This window comes from Chitinophaga sp. SVR4-12A (genome assembly GCF_056754765.1).
In genome coordinates this window covers 3,696,788-3,715,370 of sequence record NZ_JBPGWP010000001.1, presented here as the reverse complement: position 1 = coordinate 3,715,370, position 18,583 = coordinate 3,696,788, and the positions used below count along the sequence as shown (strand labels likewise).

The following is an 18,583-nucleotide window of genomic DNA, read 5'->3' as shown; positions in this document are numbered from 1 at the left end:
CCATCAAACTGATACATTATTGCAATCATGAGGATAACACACCTGTTAGCGTTCGTACTGCTTGTTTGCCTGCCCGGCCTTTTGCCCGCGCAAACTATTTCAAAAGAAGAGCTGATCTTTCTTACGTCTGCCTGGAAGGGAGAACGCTTCCCGGATGGCCGCCCTAAAATACCCGACAGCCTGCTGGAAAAAGCAAAGCATATCGGTATTGAAGAAGCATGGACCATCCTGGATAATGAAGGCTACCACTGCCAGTTTGAAGGCGGCTGGAAAATACTGCACCCCGAAACGCCCATGATAGGCAGGGCGGTTACCGCCATGTATATGCCCTCTCGTCCTGACGTGGAAAAGAACATCCTGGAAAGGGGCCACAGCAAGGGATTCAAAGGCAATACCAATTCCTGGCCCATTCAGCAGCTTACCAAAGGCGATATCTATGTGGCAGATGGTTTTGGTAAAATAGCAGAAGGCACACTGATTGGCGATAACCTGGGCAATGCCATCTTTAGCCGTACGGGCAATGGCGTGGTATTCGACGCGTCCGCCCGTGATATTGAAGGCCTGGCGGATATCACCGGGTTCAATGCCTTTGTACGCGATTGGGATCCTTCTTACCTGAAGAATTCCGTGCTCATGGGACTGAACACACCCATCCGTATAGGCCGTGCCGTGGTACTGCCCGGCGACCTGGTGCTGGCCCAGCGCGAAGGCATCCTTTTTATACCTGCCCACATGGCCGAAAAGGTGATCAACACCGCGATCTTCATCGGCATGAAAGATGAATTTGGCCACGCCATGCTGAAGTCTGGCAAATACACACCTGGTGAGATCGATAACCAATGGACAGAAAAAATAAAGGAAGAATTCCTGCAATGGCTGCAACAGCATCCTGGCCCTATACAGCTGAATAAAGAAAAGCTGGATCAATATTTACAGGGAAGAACCTGGTAAGCATTTAAACCGTCTGATATGTCATTCTCCTCCAATAGACCAAGTCTGTTCCTGGCTATTGCAGCAGGCATTTTGCTGCTGCTCAACGTCATCCTGTTCAGCACCGGGAAAACGGCGCAGGCGGGGCCCTTCATGATCGCGTTCTGGGCGGTGCTGGCGGTGCTGTGCAACAGGCATACGGCTACCAAAGGTTTCGTGTATACTTTAATGATATTTGCCGCCGTAACAACGGCCATGTTCTACCCGCAGCCTTTTACAAAGCCTAATGGCTGGGACCTTTCCCTGCTGATCACGCCCTTGATCCAGGTCATCATGTTCGGCATGGGTACTTCCATGAGCCTGCGTGATTTTTACGGTGTGGTAAAAATGCCTGCAGGCGTATTTATTGGTATTACCTGCCATTTCACCATCATGCCGCTGGTAGGGTTGTTGTTAGCTACCACCCTGCGTTTCCCACCGGAGATCGCTGCAGGTGTGATCCTGATAGGTTCAGCACCCTGTGGCATGGCGTCCAACGTGATCTCTTACCTGGCCAAGGCCAATCTCGCGCTTTCTGTTACGCTGACAGCCGTGTCCACCTTGCTGGCGCCCTTTTTAACCCCGCTGCTGATGCAATGGCTGGCAGGTAACTACATTGAGATCAGCGTACAGAAAATGATGTGGGATATTGCCAAAATGGTGATCATCCCCGTTGCAGGCGGTTTGGTGTTCAATCATTTTCTGAGTGGCCGCATTGGCTGGCTGGACAAGCTGATGCCGAAGCTTTCTATGGCCGCCATTGCATTTATTATTGTGATCATCACTGCCCATGGCCGCGAAAGCCTGCTGAATGTAGGGCTCTTACTGGTGCTGGCGGGGCTTACCCATAACCTGGCGGGGTATACGCTGGGCTACTGGTTTTGCCGCCTGATACGGATGAAAGAACAGGACTGCCGTACCATTGCCATTGAGGTGGGTATGCAGAACGGTGGACTGGCATCTGCCATTGCCAAGGAAATGGGAAAGATCGCCACGGTAGGATTAGCGCCCGCCATCTTTGGCCCGGTAATGAACATTACCGGTTCGCTGCTGGCTTCCTGGTGGCATCGCAGGCCGCCTGAAGGGAAGGAGGATCCCGAACCTGCTGTGCAGGCTACCGCAGTAACAAATGGATAACAACCGATGTTGCCATTATATGGTATCCCGCCCTGTGATTATTGCCTTGCTATAGTTCCCTGTACTTCCAGTTTGATTACGCTTGCTATGTTGTCTGGCGCTTGTGCTGGTACATTGATAATAAGTCCGTCCTTATCTGCAGTAGTTGTTAAAGTTGCGCCGTTGGCCAGCAGCTTTGTGCTGCTAACGGTATTCTTCAGTCCGGGTACCAGCAATTTGCCATCGCCGGGCCATTTAAATACTGAGAGGTAAAGAATGGTGCCGTTCCTGCTTTCCTTGCGTGTGCATCTGCCCCATGACAGCGTATCCAGGGGGCTGCCCTTAGTGCCGTAAATGGCTTCGCCGTTTACTTTCATCCAGGCGCCTATCTGCTTTAATGCATCAATGCTGCCTTGCGGAAATTCGCCTTCGGCAGTGGGGCCCACATTTAGGAGGTAGTTCCCGTTCTTGGAGGCGATGTCTATTAAATTACGTACCAGGGTTGCTGTGCTTTTCCATTTGTTATCTGTGCTTTTGTAACCCCAGCTGCCGTTCATGGTCATACAGGTTTCCCAGTCGCGCCCATCCAGTTCATGCAAGGAGGGTATTTTCTGTTCAGGGGTTTTATAGTCGCCCGGGAAATTGGGCCGTTTTAAGCGGTCGTTGGTAATAATTTCCGGCTGCAGGCGCAGCAGGGCATTCAGCTTTTCTGCATAGGCATCTGTCATATTGGTAGGGGTGTCCCACCACAATACGGCTACATCCCCATAATTGCTGAGCAGCTCCTTTACCTGCGGTACAGCTACTTTATCTATATAGGTATCCATGGACGCCGAGGTTTGTAAAGGATCCCAATGGCCGCTATGCTCCTTCGTATAGGCATCAATCTTTGCCGAATCGGGGTTGGCCCATCCTTCGGATGTTACCTTGCGGGCAGCAGCGCCGCCGGGATTGTTCCAGTCCTGCGCCTGGGAGTAATAAAAGCCCAGCCTGATGCCATATTTGCGGCAGGCTTCGGCCAGCGGTTTAAGCAGGTCTTTTCCATATGGAGTAGCGTCTGCTACGTTCCAGGAACTGGCGCTGGTTTTGAACAACGCAAACCCGTCATGATGTTTGGCGGTGATCACGATGTATTTCATACCCGCTTCTTTGGCCATTTTCACCCATGCCTCCGGATCATATTTTACAGGGTTAAATGACTTAGCGTATTGCTGGTAAACAGCTACGGGTATTTTTCCCCGGTTCATGATCCATTCTGATGCACGGCCAACGGGGTGCCCGTCATAAATGCCTGCCGGTACCGCATAAACGCCCCAGTGTATAAACATACCGAAACGGGCTTCCCGCCACCATTGCATGCGCTGATCCTTTGTCAGCGAAGTTTGTGCGGTAGTCGCAGTTGTGATCCCGGCTAATACGAATAATAGGAGAAACAGTTTTTTCATAACGGGTATTAATAGAATGATGACAAATCTGGAGCAGGAAGATGATGGCCCTTGTCTTTTGCAATCGTTTGCACAATTTGGGAAAAAAATAAGAGCAAAGCTCTTCCTGGCTACTATACTATTTAAAGGTCGCTAATAAACCAGGTACTTTTTAAAATGATTTTCGCAGATAATCATAGTTTTTTACCCATTTCGGCCGGAAAAAATTTTTTGTCTCAAGCAACCTTAGCAAAATAACCCCGTATTAGTATTCCGGAGTGCACATCCTGATCAAATTTTTTAAATCATTAATCAGTCAACAAAAAGTTATGAGATCCAGAGCAATAAAAACGTTTCTTTCAGTGGCAACTCTCGTGAGTACGATTGTAGCTTGTAGCAAGGATGATGATAATAATACTCCCCCCAAGGCCGATATCCAGATATCCAGCAACGCCACACTTGGGGCGTATCTGACAGATAGCGAAGGCAAAACCCTGTATTTCTTTTCCAATGATGCCAACGGTGCTTCTACCTGTACAGGTGGCTGTCTGGCAGCATGGCCTGTATTTTATAAAGCCAGCCCTACACTGGGAGATACCAGCTTACATGCTGCGGATTTTGGCGTAATTACCCGCCCCGACGGCTCCAAACAAACCACCTATAAAGGATGGCCCCTGTATTATTATGCACCGGATGCAGCTGCAGGCGATGTAAAAGGCGAAGCAGTTGGTAATGTATGGTTCGTAGCCAAAACCGACTACACCGTTATGCTGGCTAATACGCAGCTGGTAGGCAATGATTCTGTAGAGTATAACAGCCAGTACCTGCCCGGTAAAGAAATAACACAATATATGACCGATGCTTTCGGCAGGACCTTGTACGCCTTTAAACCGGATAAGTTTAAAAAGAATACTTACACCAAGGCAGACTTCTCGAACAATCCAACATGGCCCATATACGAAGTGAGCGATATCAGGAGCGTTCCGTCTATCCTGGCTAAAACAGATTTCGATACGCTGCACGTGTTTGGTAAAGTACAGCTCTCCTATAAAGGCCACCCGCTCTACTACTTTGGTAAAGATGCCATGCAAAGAGGCAGCACCAAAGGCGTAAGCGTACCCACACCCGGTGTATGGCCTATCGTGAATAAGAATACTACTGTTGCGGTGCAATAACAACTTCTTTTAGAAGCAATGGTTTTACCCGCTCTGCCGGACCCTGTTACCAATAACAGGCCTCCGGCAGAGTTTTTTTTAGCATAACAGAAAAATATTTTTAAATGAGCGAACGCTCACTTATCTTTGTGCCAGCATGAGGGCAAGAGACGAAAATAAAGAACGCATCATCCGCCAGAAGGCTATCGAGATGGTAGTGAAAGAAGGGCTGGACGGTTTTGGCGTGAACAGGCTCGCTAAGGCAGCGGGCGTTTCTCCTGCCACCATCTATATTTATTATAAAGACAAGGAAGACCTTATTCTGCAGCTGGGAACAGCTGTGTCCAAAAGAATGCTGGCAGACAGCCTGGAAGATTTTGATCCCGATGCATCTTTTGCAGAAGGCTTAAAGAAACAGTGGCTGAACCGCATGCAATTTTACCTGAAGTATCCGCTGGAAGTACAGTTCATTGAACAGATCCGGTATTCTAACTATTACGAACAGATCCAGGCTGAATTGAGCAGGGGCTTTAGGGATGTAATGGGGAAGTTCGTTAACAATGCCATTGAACGGAAAGAGCTGATGCCGCTCTCCTTCGAAGTGTACTGGAGTGTTGCATATGCCCCTATGTACCAGTTGATAAAATTCCACCAGCAGGGTAAAACGTTTACCGGCAGGAAGTTTGTCCTCAATGAGAAAACGATCATGCAAACATTGGAACTCGTACTGAAAGCATTAAAACCGTAGCCTTTTTTTTGCCATTATAACTAAATGAGCGCTCACTTAAATAGTGCCTATTCTTGCATCATCCTAAAATAACAACGTTATGTCTTTATCCGCCAAACCAAAGACCTTCACCTCTTACCAGGCGTTTATAATAGCTGTCCTGGCCATACTGCAATTCACCATCGTACTGGACTTCATGGTACTGTCGCCACTGGGCGTATTGCTGTTGGAAAAACTAAAGATCAATACTTCCCAATTCGGCCTGGTAGTATCGGCCTATGCATTCAGCGCAGGCATAGCAGGCCTGCTGACAGCCGGCTTTGCCGACAAATTTGACCGTAAGAAACTGTTGATGTTCTTTTACACCGGTTTTATCATCGGCACTTTTCTTTGTGGTATAGCGCCTGACTACCATTTCCTGCTCATTGCGCGGATCGTTACCGGCCTGTTTGGAGGAGTAGTAGGCTCTGTGAGCTTTGCCATCATTACAGACCTGTTCAAAATGGAAGTAAGAGGCCGTGTAATGGGCTTTGTACAAATGGCCTTTTCCGCCAGCCAGGTATTAGGTATACCGATAGGCTTACTGTTGGCCAATCATTTCGGCTGGCATGCGCCCTTCCTTATGATCACTGCTTTCGGCGTTTTACTGGGCATCCTGATCATGGTTTATATGAAACCGGTTACTGCACATCTGCAGATCAGATCAGAAAAGAATCCTGTTGTTCACCTGTTCGAAACCATGATCAAGCCCCGCCACCTCCTGGCATTTGCTGCCACCACCTTGCTAGCTACAGGTGGCTTTATGCTGATGCCCTTTGCCAGCGCCTTCACCACGCATAACCTGGGAATTTCGATGGATCAATTGACCCTCCTGTATCTGATCACCGGTATATTCTCCGCCATATTCGGCCCCCTCGTAGGGCGACTGAGCGATAAGGTAGGAAAGTTCAACATCTTTGTGGCTGGCTCTCTGCTTACCATGACCACGGTGGCCATTTACACAAATCTTGGTACTACGCCCTTTGCAGTGGTCGCACTGATCAACATACTGATGTTCCTGGGGGTGTCTTCCCGCATGATCTCTGCTTCGGCTTTGACAACGGCTGTTCCGGCCCCGCAGGACAGAGGCGCCTTTATGAGCCTAAACTCCTCCGTGCAGCAGATCTCCGGCGGCATCGGCTCTGCAGTAGCTGGCCTGATAGTCGTGCAAACCAGCACGGGCGCCATTCAACATTATAACTACCTGGGCGATGTTGTGATCTGCGCCATGATCATTACCATTATCATGATGCGGTTCGTGAACAAAATGGTGACTCCTTCAGCAGGTAAAAAGCCAGCGGAAAAAACGGTAGATTTGCCAGCTGAAGTATAACCCTTAAACTCCTTCCCCATATGATCACCGATCAACAGAAAAAGAAGATCATCCAGATTGTGAATGTGATGGAAACCGGAACGCCGGATGGCCGTTATGACCAGGTAACAATACTGGCCGATGGAAAGAACGGCGTAAAGCAGATCACCTACGGCAGAAGCCAGGCTACCGAGCAGGGTAACCTGAAGAATATTATCCAGCGGTACGTAAATTCCGGTGGTAAATTTGCAGGAGCGTTCAGCCCATTCCTGCCCCTGATTGGCAAAAAGCCGCTGGTGAATGACGCTGCATTCAAACAGCTGTTAAAGACCAGTGCAAATGAAGACCCGCTGATGAGGGAGGCACAGGATGAGACTTTTGAGATTCTTTATTACGTGCCGGCTACCCACTTTTTCGACCAGGAGAAATTTACCCTGCCGCTTAGCATGCTGGTCATCTACGACAGCTATATCCATTCCGGTGGTATCCCTGCGTTTCTGCGTGGCCGCTTCCCGGAAGCAACTCCTTTGCGGGGTGGCGACGAAAAAGAATGGATCGCCGAATACCTCAGGGTACGGCAGGATTGGCTGGCCAATCACCCTAGAAAGGTGCTGCATCCCACGGTATACCGTACCAAAGCTTACCTGGAAGCGATCAGGCAGGATAACTGGCAGCTGGATAAACCCTTACGCGCCAACGGTGTAACAATCCCTTAACAGTTTAGCTGAAAAACAGCATCATATTTGTACTGAAATGAGTTATGGCAGCTTGGTAATAGCTGCCGTAACTTCAGGTATGAATAAAATGTTCCTGGTGCTGGCGCTGGCCTTTTCTATGGCGGCGCATGGCGAAAAGCAGTATGATAAGACAGCTGAGCAGCCTGCATTACATGCCCGGCGGGGTTTACCCAGTGTGCTCACTAAGCTGAAGAACGGCGGCCCGGTGGTGATCGCTTACCTGGGAGGCAGTATTACAGCGGCGCCGGGGTACCGGGTGCAAACAGAACAGTGGTTCCGGCAGCAGTATCCAAAGGCACGTATCAAGGCGATCAATGCCGGAGTAGGCGGCACCGGCTCAGACCTGGGCGTTTTCCGCCTGCAGGACGATGTGCTGCAGTATAACCCCGACCTGGTATTCATAGAATATGCCGTAAACGATGGCTCCGATTCTGTCAATATCCACAAAGCAATGGAAGGCATTGTACGGCAGATCAAAAAGCACAACCCGCATACGGATATATGTTTTCTCTACACCGTATCAGAGCCCATGCTGAAAGACCTGCAGCAGGGGCAAGAGATCCGTTCCGTTAAATATACCGAGCAGATTGCCCAGTATTACGGCCTGCCATCCATTAACCTTAGCTGGGATGTGCTTGGCCAGCTGCAAAAGAATGCGCTTGTTTTCCGCGGACAAAAAGGCAATGATTACGGCGCGCAAACTGTTTTCACTTTTGATGGCGTACACCCAACAGTAGCCGGGCACCAGATCTACACCGCCACTATTGCCAATGCTTTTATGGATATGGAAAAGAACGGCGTACAGGCACAGGCGTCTGAGCGACTGCCCGCGCCACTAACGCCTGGTTGTTATGAGCAAACCGCCCAGTATTCACCGGCTATGTTTAAGAAAACCAAAGGCTGGAAAAGCGGGAAGGATAACCCGGATCTCAAAAGCTTTGCCACTGCCTTTCCTGACCTGATCTATTCAGATGATCCGCAGGATAGCCTGGTTGTTCGCTTTAAAGGATCAGCGATCGGTGTACAGGATATTATCGGCCCCACTTCGGGCGCAGCCCTGATCACTGTCGACGGCAAGCCGCCCATCCGGAAAACCCGCTTTGACAAATACGGGGGTAACTATCGGAGGCATTACTTTGTGCTGGACTCATTAGGAGAGGGCACGCATACCGTTGTATTCAAACCCGATCCAACGCCTATCGACAAGTTTAAACTGGTAAAGCCCGCCGCGGCGCAGGATGCGGTAAAGTATAAAGAGAATGACTTTTATATCGGCAAGATCATGATGGTGGGCGCGTTACAGCAATAAACCCGCCCTGCATATCATCTTACGCACAATCTCCGTCTATAGAACAGGCATTGCCATTGCTATCTGTAGTGGCTTGCTCATTATAAGACTGCTGCAGCGCTTTCAGGAATATATCTTCGGACTGCGCGCCTGAAACCGCATATTTACGATCTATCACAAAGAAGGGTACGCCTCTTACACCCAATGTGGCTGCTTCAGCGATGTCCTGCTGCACTTCCCGGGCATAGGTATTGCCGGAAAGAGTGGTGCTTACCTCTTCAGCATCCAGGCCTATCCCGGCGCCCAGCTGCGCTAATACTTCCCGGTCTGAAATATCTTTCCCTTCCGTAAAATAGGCTTTGAACAGGCTTTCTTCAGCGGCATCGCCCAGTCCGTATTTAGCGGCCAGGTGTACAAAGCGGTGCGCGTCAAAAGAATTGGCCACTATTGCTTTGTCAAAATTGTACTCCAGGCCTACCTCGGCTGCCATGGTGGTCACCTGCTCATTTAATTGTTTGGCGTGGCTCAATGTCCAGCCCTTACGCTCTGCCAGGTATTCATGGACACTTTGTCCGCTGATTTTCACCAGCTCCGGGTTCAGCTGGAAACTTTTCCATTCTACCGCTATGTTGTCCTTCTGCGGGAATTGTGCCAGCGCCTTCTCAAACCTCCGCTTACCGATATAACAGAACGGGCACATTACATCCGACCATATTTCTACTTTCATAATCTAAATATATGTTGTAACATCAAAAGTACGTATATTTGCTTACAAAAAGTAAGTACTTACCTAAAGGTTAGTGCTTATGCCTGGTCAACTAAACCATCTGTTATGTTAGGACATAAAGACAAACCCAGCGCAGAAGAATGTCTTGGTGCACTAGGGGCAGTGCAGGACGCACTGTATGTGCTGAATGGCAAGTGGAAGATTCCCATTATCATCGCCCTTGGAGAAGGCCATAAACGCTTCGGGGAATTGCAGAAAGCTGTAAAGGGTATTTCTGCTAAAGTGCTTTCTCATGAATTAAAGCACCTTGAAATGAATGATTTTATTGAGCGTAAAGTGTATGATACGATACCGGTTACGGTGGAGTATGAGTTAACCCCATACAGTGATACATTAGGGAATGTTATCGGAGCATTGAGAGAATGGGGAGAGGCCCATCGTCATAAGATCCGGAACCGTGAGAAGGAGAAAAAAGCGGTAGCGGTTTGATCTATTTTCCTTATATTCGGTTATCATCAACAATCAAAATCTAATAATCCTTGCTGTAATTTATCTGGTGTAGTCTATTGGAAGCGGCATAATCTCAAAACGGGTTCCGGTATCATCGCTATATCAAACGGGACCCTATACCATCTTGTATCAGCCAATCGCATATCAACCGAAAATAAATCGCTATGCTACGTAAAATCAAGTACAAGTTTTTAGTAGGCCTTCCTTTGCTGTTACTAAGCGTATTACACGTATTTGCACAGGTTACCACCGCTACGCTCAGTGGTATCGTGAAGGACCCCAAAGGACAACCGCTCGCTGCTGCGACTGTTACCGTCGAATACGCCAACGCCGGTATTAAACAGGGGCAGCTTACAAGAACAGACGGCCGTTTCACCGTTCCCAACCTCAGGGTAGGAGGGCCGTACAGGGTAACGGTGAGTTTCCTGGGCTACCAGGAGAACGTAACAGATAATATTTTCCTTGAACTGGGCTTGAATAACGTGCTGGAGATCCAGATGCAGGAACGTGCCGTAGAATTGAAGAACGTAACCGTTACCGGCCGTTCTGCCATTTTCGATAATAAAAAGACAGGCGCTTCCACCAACATTACCAACCGCACCATCCGTGCGCTTCCTACCATCTCTCGTTCCGCCGATGATTATCTGCGTTTAACCCCTTCAGCTTCTTTTACCTACAACGGGCTTTCCTTTGCAGGGCGCAACGGGCAGTATAATAATTTCTCACTGGACGGAGCCGTGTTCAACAACCCTTTTGGTTTAGACGCGCCTACTCCCGGCGGACAAACCAGTGCCCAACCTATCTCACTGGATGCAATAGACCAGATACAGGTAAACATCGCCCCTTATGATGTTACCCAGGCAGGCTTCACCGGCGCCGGTGTAAATACAGTGACCAAATCAGGCGACAATAACTTCTCCGGTACAGTATATGGCTTCTATCGTAACGAGTCTATGACTGGTAAGAAAGTAGATAAGAACAAACAGGTAGTGCCCGATCTCAGCCAGCTGCAAACAGGCTTTTCACTGGGCGGCCCGATCATGAAAGATAAGCTGTTCTTCTTCGTCAACTTTGAAACAGAGCAGCGTAAAGACCAGGCCAGCAGCTATGTGGCGCGGAACAGCTCCAACGCAGGTAACAGCAATACTTCCCGTGTGCTGGAATCAGACCTGCAGCAGGTAAGCAGTATCCTGAACTCCCGCTTTGGTTACAATACCGGCCCCTACCAGGGATTTACCCTGGACCAAAAAAGCTATAAATGGCTGGTTAAACTGGACTGGAACATCACCAGTAATCACCGCCTTTCCTTTACCTATAACGGACTGGATGCCACGAAAGGTAAACCCGCCCACCCAAGCGCCATCGGTCGCCGTGGACCGGATTATACCACCCTGCAGTTCGAGAACTCAGGTTACGAGATCGTGAATAAGCTGCATTCCTTTGGCGCTGAATTGAAATCCAGCTTTGGCAGCAATGCCGCCAATAAGCTCAGGATAGTATATACTACCTTCAGGGATAAACGTAATCCCTTCTCTGAGCCTTTCCCGGTAATAAATATTACCAAGTACGGTGTACGTTATATCATAGCAGGCCATGAGCCTTTCTCTATCAATAACCGCCTGAACCAGGACGCCTTCCAGGTGACCAATAACTTCAACCTGTTCTTTAATAAACATACGGTTACTTTGGGCGCTTCCTTTGAGTCATTCAAGTTCGGCAACTCCTTTAACCTGACCGGGTATGGACCATCCATATTCGCAGATATTGACATCAACACTTTCCTTACGGAAGTGCCCAGGGGCGGCAATGTAATATTCGGTTCAGCACCGCTGGACCCCTTTGTTACATATGCGAGGAACAGGGGCGCTGCCGACAAATGGCTCTGGTATTATCTGACAGTAGGCCAGGCCTCTGCTTACGCGCAGGACGAATGGCAACTGTCTGAACGCTTCAGGCTAACCTATGGCCTGCGGGTAGATATGCCCTTCTACTTTAATGCCAGCTTCAGCCAGCCCGATTTCAATGATGATGGTACGTTTAAAAACTCCTATACCGAAGGAGAACCAACCGTGCCCAATAACGACAACCTTACCATGTTTGATGAACATGGCAACCGCCTTACCAATGGCGTAGGAAAAGATGTTGACAATACCCGCTTCCCCTCAAAGAGCCCGCTCTTCTCTCCCCGTTTAGGATTTAACTGGGATGTGAAAGGGGATAAAACCCTACAGGTACGCGGCGGTTCCGGACTGTTCACCGGCCGTTTTCCCTTTGTATGGATCGGCAACCAGATCGGTAACCCCTTCAGCAGCTTTTATAATGTAACTGCCAGGAACTTTAAATGGCCCCAGGTATGGCGCTCTAACCTGGGCCTGGACGTAAGGATCCCTTTCGGGACCATCTTCAGCACCGACGTAGCCTACACCAAAGACGTGAAAGGCATGATGGTGCGTAATTACAAGCTGGGAACGCCTACCGGTACTTTTAACTCCGGCATCGGCGATAACCGTAAGATCTACCTGCCGGCAGACCAGGGTGCCAATAATGTTTATGCATTTACCAACACCAGCGTAGGGTACCAGTTTAACGTCAGCTTCCAGGCACAGCAGAATTTTCAGAATGGCCTCTTCCTCATGGCTGGCTATAACTTCCTGGTCGCAAAAGATGCCAGCTCTATCTCTGCTGAAATATCCAGTGATGCATTTGACCGTAACCCGATCCTTAACAACGCCAATGAAGCGGTGCTGTCTACTTCACTGTATGGCAACACCCACCGTATCATAGCGGCCGCTTCCAAAAAATGGAGCTATAGCAAGGACAAGAAACTGGCTACTACCGTTTCCCTCTTTGGCTCTCTGAACTCCGGTAACCGCTTTGCATATGTGTATGGCGGCGATATCAACAATGACGGTACTAACACGAACGACCTCTTATACGTACCTACAGACGCAGAGATCGATAGGATGCAGTTCTCTCCCCTGGTAGATGTGAACGGTGTTACGCAGAATGCCGCTGCCCAGCGCACGGCATTCAAGCAGTTCATCAGCCAGGATAAATATCTTACAAAACGCAGGGGCCAGTACACAGAAAAGTATGCAGGAGAAAATCCCTGGCTGAACCAGCTGGATCTGCGTATCCTGCAGGACTTTATCATAAAGGGCACCAAAAGGAACCAGACCATCCAGCTGAGTATCGATTTTGTGAACATCGGTAACCTGATCAGCAGTAAATGGGGCGTGGTAAAATATGCCACTACCTCCGGTTATTTCCAGCCACTGCGCTTCTTCTACGAAAACGATGTACCTACTTACCAGTTCGATCCTTCTTTACGAAATACTTTCACCCCCAGCCCGGATCTGCCATCCCGTTGGCAGATGCAGGTGGGCCTGAGGTATTCGTTTTAAATAGTCGATGGTCGATGGTCCATAGCGTATCCCTGTAAATCAAGTCAGCTATAAAATTTCACAGACTGTGCTATAGACTATGGACCATCGACCATGGACTTTAACCGATTTTTTTATTGTTGCTTGCATAATCAAGGAATCGAGTATTTTTGAGTACTAAATGAATTGAAATGGCACAGTTACCTAAGTTTATGATCGCCGACGATCCTATTACCGATCCTGACAATGAATACATTTTTCACACGGAAAAACCCCGTTTTTTTGCCAAACGTGTGGAAGAAGATGAAGAGACCGCATACATAGACATTGTGGAAGAGCTGGACAACGTAGATGAGTTCTTCCATAATGATCCTGATAAAAAGCAGGAATTACTCGAACAGCTGGAGGATTGGTACTACTCCTACATGGAGTGGCTGGATGAAGATGGTCTTGACGACGAGGATGACGAGGAAGAAGAAGAATAGTGCCCTGCCCGGATATTTGTAACGAATTGATTTTCATCTTGTGATTGGTGGCCCCGGTCATTGGGGCCATCAATTGCCTACCCCGTATCCCCTTATCAACTGTAGCAGCCCCAACAGATCTGCAATCCATCCCTTCCATAAGGCCTTATTTTTGATAGACAGTAAACGGAACAATACCATAGGTATGCCCTCTTCCGTTGTTGCCAATATGAGGTATGATCCTGACACCGCTACACTCAGGATAGTCTACGTATCCGGCATGGTGTACGATTATAAAGGAGTGCCCGGAAAAGTATACGAAGCCATGAAGAATTCCATCTCAAAAGGTAAATACCTGAACCGCTACATCAAGGGTAAATATGACTTCGAAAAGGTGGAAGAATAAAATGTTTTGGTAAATAATACCAAACGGTATATTTTTGTGTAGTCAAAGTACAGGAGATGATGTCTAAAGCAGAAAAGACAAAGGCTTTTATCATTGAGAAAACAGCGCCCCTCTTCAATAAGAAGGGCTACGCCGGTACTTCCCTGAACGATATAACAGCCGCCACAGGCTTAACCAAAGGCAGTATCTATGGCAACTTCGCTGACAAGGATGAGGTGGCCCTGGCTGCATTTGATCATAATACCCAGCAGGTACAGCAGATCGTAAGAGCGGAAATGAGCAAACACGATACCATCAAAGACAAATTGCTGGTATATGTAAAAGTATACAACGACTTTCTGAAAGGCCCCTTCCCCGAAGGAGGCTGCCCCATTCTGAACACTGCTGTAGAAGCTGATGACACGCATGAGGCCTTAAAAGAAAAAGCCGCCGCGGCGCTTACATTCTGGAAGAACAACCTCAGCGCCCTGGTCCGTAAAGGGATTGACAACGGGGAGTTCAAAGCGGACACTGATCCCGAACAAACGGCGCTTACCATGATCGCCATGATCGAAGGCGCTATCATGATCACCAAGCTCACAGGAAAATTAAATTACCGTAAAACAATTATGCAATCAGTGGAGAAACTGATCAATGATCTGACATAAAATTTTTTTGCATTAGATTATACCGATCGGTATAATTAAACCTTAACCAATATGAAGAGAACGTTATTGTTGGTGACCGTTATTGTCGCGGCCATCATGGAGCTTATTGACACTTCTATAGTGAATGTGGCCCTCTCGCACATGAGCGGTAACCTGGGCGCCACGGTAGAAGACGCATCCTGGGTGATCACCGCCTATGCAATTGCCAATGTGATCATCATTCCCATCACCAGCTTCCTAACAAATAAACTAGGACGGCGTAATTACTATATCGGCTCAATCATCGCCTTTACGTTCTTTTCATTTATGTGCGGGCAAGCCACCAATATCTGGATGCTGGTAGCTTTCCGCTTCCTGCAGGGCATCGGCGGCGGCGCATTGTTGTCCGTATCACAGGCCGTTGTATTTGAACTGTTCCCCAAAGAAAAGCAGAATGTAGCCAGCGCCATATTTGGTATCGGTGTTTTTATAGGGCCTACTATTGGTCCCACCCTGGGAGGGTACATCACAGAATACTATTCCTGGCCCTGGATCTTTTACATCAATGTGCCCCTGGGCATCGCCGTGGCATCTCTCTGCTTTGTGCTGTTAGGTGAGCCGCTGATCAAACAGGCGGCCGCCAAAATAGACTGGCTGGGAATCTTCCTGCTCGCAGTATCCATAAGTGCATTGCAAACCGTGCTGGAAAGAGGGCAAACAGAAGACTGGTTTGAAACCAGCTATATTACCTGGCTCACGGTGATCGCCGTTTTTGGCATTATCCTGTTTGTATGGTGGGAATTGAAAGTAGCGTTCCCGGTAGTGAACCTCCGTGTGCTGAAGAGCCGTAACCTGAGCATCGCCGCCGTGCTCACTTTTATTTCGGGCATAGCTTTGTTCAGCTCTGTTTTTCTGACCCCCGTTTTCGCGCAGCGCCTGCTGGGCTTTACACCTACACAAACCGGGCTCTTATTGCTACCGGGGGCATGTCTTGCCATTGGAGGACTGATCGTATCCGCCCGCTTATTGCAAAGAGGTATATCTCCTTTATACATGATTGCAGCAGGTATCTGCCTCTTTGCCTTGTTCAGCTGGCAGATGTCTGCACTCAGCCTGGATGCCGGAGCGGGAAACATTACGGTCACCCTGCTTTGGCGCGCACTCGGACTGGCAGTTGTAACCGTACCATTAACCACGCTGGCCGTCTCCTCGCTGGAGCCTAAAGATATACCGCAGGGTGCCGCTCTCAATAACATGATGCGGCAGCTGGGTGGCTCTTTCGGCATCGCCCTGGTCAACACTTATCTCACCCATCGTAATGCCGTGCACCGTTCAGACCTGGTGTCTAATCTCACGCCGGATAATCCTGCTGCAGTACAACGTTTATCTGCCTACACCCATTATTTCACCAGTAAGGGCGCCACAGCCGACCAGGCATATCATCAGGGCCTGCAGCTGTTGGACCTGAATGTAACAAGACAATCCAATCTTATGAGCTTTAATGACGCTTACCTGGTGGTGGGCCTGATCTTTCTGGTAGCATTGCCTTTGCTGCTGATGGCTACACGTAAAAAGGGCGCAAAACCGGCGGTGGTATTGTCCGATCATTGATAGTTTACGCTCATCAAATCTTCTTAAAAGAGCAAGCGGATTCCCGTATATTAGTGTAAACCAGGATTAGCAGCAGCACTTTTTGACTTACCCTAAAACGCGAAGCTCATGTACAGGTCCTCCTTTGCCTTTGGAATATTTCGTCCCCTGCTCATGTGGTGTTTATCAGCTTGTATAGCCATAAGCCTTGTACAATGTAAAAGCGAACCACCAGCTCCCCTTCCTTCCGGCGATCCTGACAACGGAGGGCTCATACTCCCGGGCAACTTCCAGGCAGTAGTAGTGGCAGACAGCATCGGCCGCGCCAGGCATCTGACCGTTAACACCAATGGTGATATCTACGTAAAGCTGGTGTACAATGATGTAATGCAGGGCGCGGGTGGAACAGTCGGCCTGCGCGATACCGATAACGACGGCAAGGCAGACGTTATGGCCTATTTCGGTGGCTATAAAGATGAAGGAGGGCTACCCGTTGGGATGATGATCCACAAAGGGTACCTGTACACTTCCACGCTCCGCCAGGTGCTCAGGAATAAATTGAAGCCGGGCCAGCTCATACCCGATAGTAAAACAGAGATCATCCTCAACGATACCAGTGGCGACATCCGGCGTCACTGGCATACTGCCAAACCCATCGCCTTTGATAACAAGGGGCATATGTACGTGCCCTTTGGCGCCCCTACAGATGCTGCGCAGGATATTGACAAAGCAGGTCCCGGTGGCATGCCCGGTGGCAAAGGCCTGGACCCCGCGCCTGATCTGAAATGGCACGGCGGCATCTGGCGTTTTGATGAAGATCAGGAAGGTCAAACGCAGCAGGACGGTTATAAATATGCCACTGGTATCCGTAGCGTATTAGGCATCGCGTGGAACCAGGACGACGATTGCCTTTATGTAGTGATGAACGGCATGGATAATTTTCATACCCGCTACCCGCAGGTCTTCAGCTCCTGGCAGGCTGCTGTACTGCCTTCAGAGCCTTTGCTGAAAGTCACAGAAGGCTCCGATTTTGGATGGCCCTATGCTTATTTTGACCACATGCAGGGAAAGAATATGCTGCAGCCTGGTTATGGCGGCGATGGTAAGATAACAGGCCGGGCTTCCAGATTCAATGTACCGGTGATCGGTTTCCCCGGTCACTGGGCGCCTATGGATCTGTTGTTCTATCGCGGCAATCAATTTCCTGAACGATATAAGAAAGGCGCATTCGTAGCCTTCCACGGCTCTACAGACCGTTCTCCTTATCCCCAGGCGGGCTACATCGTTTGCTTTGTTCCTTTTGAAAACGGGAAGTCTGACGGCAAATGGGAAGTCTTTGCAGATGGCTTTACCGGTGTAGATACTGTTGTAAATACCAGCGATGCCGTATACCGCCCCATGGGCCTTGCAGAAGGGCCTGACGGCTCCCTGTATATCTCCGAATCCAATAAGGGAAAGATCTGGCGGGTAATGTATAAAGGAGATAAAACGAAGTTTGGAGCAGCGCAGCTGGCAGCCATGGAAGCGCGCAAATCACGCACCTATATTAAAACACCGCATGAGATAAATGACAACCTGGGTAAAGGAGGAGAGATGCACGGCCATATGCTCTACAACGCTTACTGTACCAGCTGCCACCAGCGTGATGGTAAAGGGGATAACAACCGTTATCCGCCATTAGTCGGCTCTGAATGGGTCAGCGGCGATCGTGAGCGCCTGATCAGTATTGTGCTCAACGGCCTGCAGGGAGAGATCAAAGTGAACGGCAAAACCTACAACGGCGTCATGCCTGCCCACAAAGATGTACTGGATGATCATGCTGTGGCCTCCATCCTCACCTTCCTCACCAACCGTTTCGCTGATGAAGACAAACCTTTTACATTGGAAGAAGTGAACAAAGTGCGCAAGGCCACTGGTAAGTAATGGCGAGACCCGGGTCTTGAGTCCAGTCATCGCGCGAGACCTTGGTCTTGAACCGCGTCATTCCCCAAGACACGGGTCTTGAACCCCGTCATTCCCCAAGGCACGGGTCTTGAGCCCCGTCATTCCCCAAGACACGGGTCTTGAGCCCCGTCATTGCGAGGAGCCAAGGGCCTGGCGCGCGGGGGCGC

The 18,583-nt window shown here is 49.2% G+C and carries 16 protein-coding genes; 14 read left to right on the top strand and 2 right to left on the bottom strand.

What is annotated here, in order from left to right; translation table 11 throughout:
* Nucleotides 1-27: 27 nt before the first annotated feature.
* Both ACR9Y8_RS15190 and ACR9Y8_RS15185 read left to right on the top strand, forming a co-directional pair.
* Complete coding sequence (locus ACR9Y8_RS15190; RefSeq protein ID WP_481214093.1) at nucleotides 28-951, top strand: RraA family protein; 924 nt, start codon at nucleotides 28-30, stop codon at nucleotides 949-951.
* Nucleotides 952-969: 18 nt separating this feature from the next.
* The gene (locus ACR9Y8_RS15185; protein ID WP_481214092.1) at nucleotides 970-2,106 is read left to right on the top strand and encodes a bile acid:sodium symporter family protein; all 1,137 of its coding nucleotides are present in this window, start codon (nucleotides 970-972) and stop codon (nucleotides 2,104-2,106) included.
* 38 nt (nucleotides 2,107-2,144) lie between these two features.
* Here ACR9Y8_RS15185 and ACR9Y8_RS15180 read toward each other — a convergent pair whose 3' ends face one another.
* Nucleotides 2,145-3,530 carry an alpha-L-fucosidase gene (locus tag ACR9Y8_RS15180; protein WP_481214091.1) on the bottom strand — a complete coding sequence of 462 codons (1,386 nt, stop codon included), beginning with the start codon at nucleotides 3,528-3,530 and terminating at the stop codon, nucleotides 2,145-2,147.
* Nucleotides 3,531-3,838: 308 nt separating this feature from the next.
* Here ACR9Y8_RS15180 and ACR9Y8_RS15175 point away from each other — a divergent pair, with 308 nt between their 5' ends.
* From ACR9Y8_RS15175 to ACR9Y8_RS15155, 5 genes are all read left to right on the top strand, one after another.
* On the top strand, nucleotides 3,839-4,684 hold the full coding sequence (locus ACR9Y8_RS15175; RefSeq protein WP_481214090.1) for a hypothetical protein: 846 nt from the start codon (nucleotides 3,839-3,841) through the stop codon (nucleotides 4,682-4,684).
* 136 nt (nucleotides 4,685-4,820) lie between these two features.
* The gene (locus ACR9Y8_RS15170) at nucleotides 4,821-5,411 is read left to right on the top strand and encodes a TetR/AcrR family transcriptional regulator (protein ID WP_481214089.1); all 591 of its coding nucleotides are present in this window, start codon (nucleotides 4,821-4,823) and stop codon (nucleotides 5,409-5,411) included.
* Nucleotides 5,412-5,490: 79 nt separating this feature from the next.
* The gene (locus ACR9Y8_RS15165) at nucleotides 5,491-6,762 is read left to right on the top strand and encodes an MFS transporter (protein WP_481214088.1); all 1,272 of its coding nucleotides are present in this window, start codon (nucleotides 5,491-5,493) and stop codon (nucleotides 6,760-6,762) included.
* Between the two features lie 20 nt (nucleotides 6,763-6,782).
* Nucleotides 6,783-7,457 carry a chitosanase gene (locus ACR9Y8_RS15160; RefSeq protein WP_481214087.1) on the top strand — a complete coding sequence of 225 codons (675 nt, stop codon included), beginning with the start codon at nucleotides 6,783-6,785 and terminating at the stop codon, nucleotides 7,455-7,457.
* Between the two features lie 79 nt (nucleotides 7,458-7,536).
* Nucleotides 7,537-8,787: an SGNH/GDSL hydrolase family protein gene (locus ACR9Y8_RS15155; RefSeq protein ID WP_481214086.1), complete on the top strand. Its 1,251-nt coding sequence runs from the start codon at nucleotides 7,537-7,539 to the stop codon at nucleotides 8,785-8,787.
* Between the two features lie 19 nt (nucleotides 8,788-8,806).
* Here ACR9Y8_RS15155 and ACR9Y8_RS15150 read toward each other — a convergent pair whose 3' ends face one another.
* Nucleotides 8,807-9,493, bottom strand: a complete 687-nt coding sequence (locus tag ACR9Y8_RS15150; protein WP_481214085.1) for a DsbA family oxidoreductase — start codon at nucleotides 9,491-9,493, stop codon at nucleotides 8,807-8,809.
* Nucleotides 9,494-9,598: 105 nt separating this feature from the next.
* Between ACR9Y8_RS15150 and ACR9Y8_RS15145 the strand changes: the two genes are divergently transcribed.
* The 7 genes from ACR9Y8_RS15145 to ACR9Y8_RS15115 all read left to right on the top strand — a co-directional run bounded on the left by ACR9Y8_RS15145 (nucleotide 9,599) and on the right by ACR9Y8_RS15115 (nucleotide 18,395).
* Nucleotides 9,599-9,982, top strand: coding sequence for a winged helix-turn-helix transcriptional regulator (locus ACR9Y8_RS15145; protein ID WP_481214084.1), 384 nt, complete (start codon nucleotides 9,599-9,601; stop codon nucleotides 9,980-9,982).
* Between the two features lie 185 nt (nucleotides 9,983-10,167).
* Nucleotides 10,168-13,407, top strand: coding sequence for a TonB-dependent receptor (locus ACR9Y8_RS15140; RefSeq protein WP_481214083.1), 3,240 nt, complete (start codon nucleotides 10,168-10,170; stop codon nucleotides 13,405-13,407).
* Between the two features lie 170 nt (nucleotides 13,408-13,577).
* Nucleotides 13,578-13,871 (top strand): hypothetical protein, encoded by a 294-nt coding sequence (locus ACR9Y8_RS15135; protein ID WP_481214082.1) that lies wholly within the window; start codon nucleotides 13,578-13,580, stop codon nucleotides 13,869-13,871.
* A 184-nt stretch (nucleotides 13,872-14,055) separates the two neighbouring features.
* A complete protein-coding gene (locus ACR9Y8_RS15130; protein ID WP_481214081.1) occupies nucleotides 14,056-14,256 on the top strand; it encodes a KTSC domain-containing protein in 201 nt (66 codons plus the stop codon).
* A gap of 56 nt (nucleotides 14,257-14,312) precedes the next feature.
* Nucleotides 14,313-14,903: a TetR/AcrR family transcriptional regulator gene (locus ACR9Y8_RS15125; protein ID WP_481214080.1), complete on the top strand. Its 591-nt coding sequence runs from the start codon at nucleotides 14,313-14,315 to the stop codon at nucleotides 14,901-14,903.
* Between the two features lie 51 nt (nucleotides 14,904-14,954).
* The gene (locus ACR9Y8_RS15120; protein ID WP_481214079.1) at nucleotides 14,955-16,493 is read left to right on the top strand and encodes a DHA2 family efflux MFS transporter permease subunit; all 1,539 of its coding nucleotides are present in this window, start codon (nucleotides 14,955-14,957) and stop codon (nucleotides 16,491-16,493) included.
* A 108-nt stretch (nucleotides 16,494-16,601) separates the two neighbouring features.
* On the top strand, nucleotides 16,602-18,395 hold the full coding sequence (locus ACR9Y8_RS15115) for a PQQ-dependent sugar dehydrogenase (protein WP_481214078.1): 1,794 nt from the start codon (nucleotides 16,602-16,604) through the stop codon (nucleotides 18,393-18,395).
* Nucleotides 18,396-18,583: the final 188 nt, after the last annotated feature.

Excerpts from the sequence above, each read along its gene's own strand:
- ACR9Y8_RS15190 (WP_481214093.1), top strand. The coding sequence starts at position 28 with ATGAGGATAACACACCTGTTAGCGTTCGTACTGCTTGTTTGCCTGCCC.
- ACR9Y8_RS15185 (WP_481214092.1), top strand. The coding sequence starts at position 970 with ATGTCATTCTCCTCCAATAGACCAAGTCTGTTCCTGGCTATTGCAGCA.
- ACR9Y8_RS15180 (WP_481214091.1), bottom strand. The coding sequence starts at position 3,530 with ATGAAAAAACTGTTTCTCCTATTATTCGTATTAGCCGGGATCACAACT.
- ACR9Y8_RS15175 (WP_481214090.1), top strand. The coding sequence starts at position 3,839 with ATGAGATCCAGAGCAATAAAAACGTTTCTTTCAGTGGCAACTCTCGTG.
- ACR9Y8_RS15170 (WP_481214089.1), top strand. The coding sequence starts at position 4,821 with ATGAGGGCAAGAGACGAAAATAAAGAACGCATCATCCGCCAGAAGGCT.
- ACR9Y8_RS15165 (WP_481214088.1), top strand. The coding sequence starts at position 5,491 with ATGTCTTTATCCGCCAAACCAAAGACCTTCACCTCTTACCAGGCGTTT.
- ACR9Y8_RS15160 (WP_481214087.1), top strand. The coding sequence starts at position 6,783 with ATGATCACCGATCAACAGAAAAAGAAGATCATCCAGATTGTGAATGTG.
- ACR9Y8_RS15155 (WP_481214086.1), top strand. The coding sequence starts at position 7,537 with ATGAATAAAATGTTCCTGGTGCTGGCGCTGGCCTTTTCTATGGCGGCG.
- ACR9Y8_RS15150 (WP_481214085.1), bottom strand. The coding sequence starts at position 9,493 with ATGAAAGTAGAAATATGGTCGGATGTAATGTGCCCGTTCTGTTATATC.
- ACR9Y8_RS15145 (WP_481214084.1), top strand. The coding sequence starts at position 9,599 with ATGTTAGGACATAAAGACAAACCCAGCGCAGAAGAATGTCTTGGTGCA.
- ACR9Y8_RS15140 (WP_481214083.1), top strand. The coding sequence starts at position 10,168 with ATGCTACGTAAAATCAAGTACAAGTTTTTAGTAGGCCTTCCTTTGCTG.
- ACR9Y8_RS15135 (WP_481214082.1), top strand. The coding sequence starts at position 13,578 with ATGGCACAGTTACCTAAGTTTATGATCGCCGACGATCCTATTACCGAT.
- ACR9Y8_RS15130 (WP_481214081.1), top strand. The coding sequence starts at position 14,056 with ATGCCCTCTTCCGTTGTTGCCAATATGAGGTATGATCCTGACACCGCT.
- ACR9Y8_RS15125 (WP_481214080.1), top strand. The coding sequence starts at position 14,313 with ATGATGTCTAAAGCAGAAAAGACAAAGGCTTTTATCATTGAGAAAACA.
- ACR9Y8_RS15120 (WP_481214079.1), top strand. The coding sequence starts at position 14,955 with ATGAAGAGAACGTTATTGTTGGTGACCGTTATTGTCGCGGCCATCATG.
- ACR9Y8_RS15115 (WP_481214078.1), top strand. The coding sequence starts at position 16,602 with ATGTACAGGTCCTCCTTTGCCTTTGGAATATTTCGTCCCCTGCTCATG.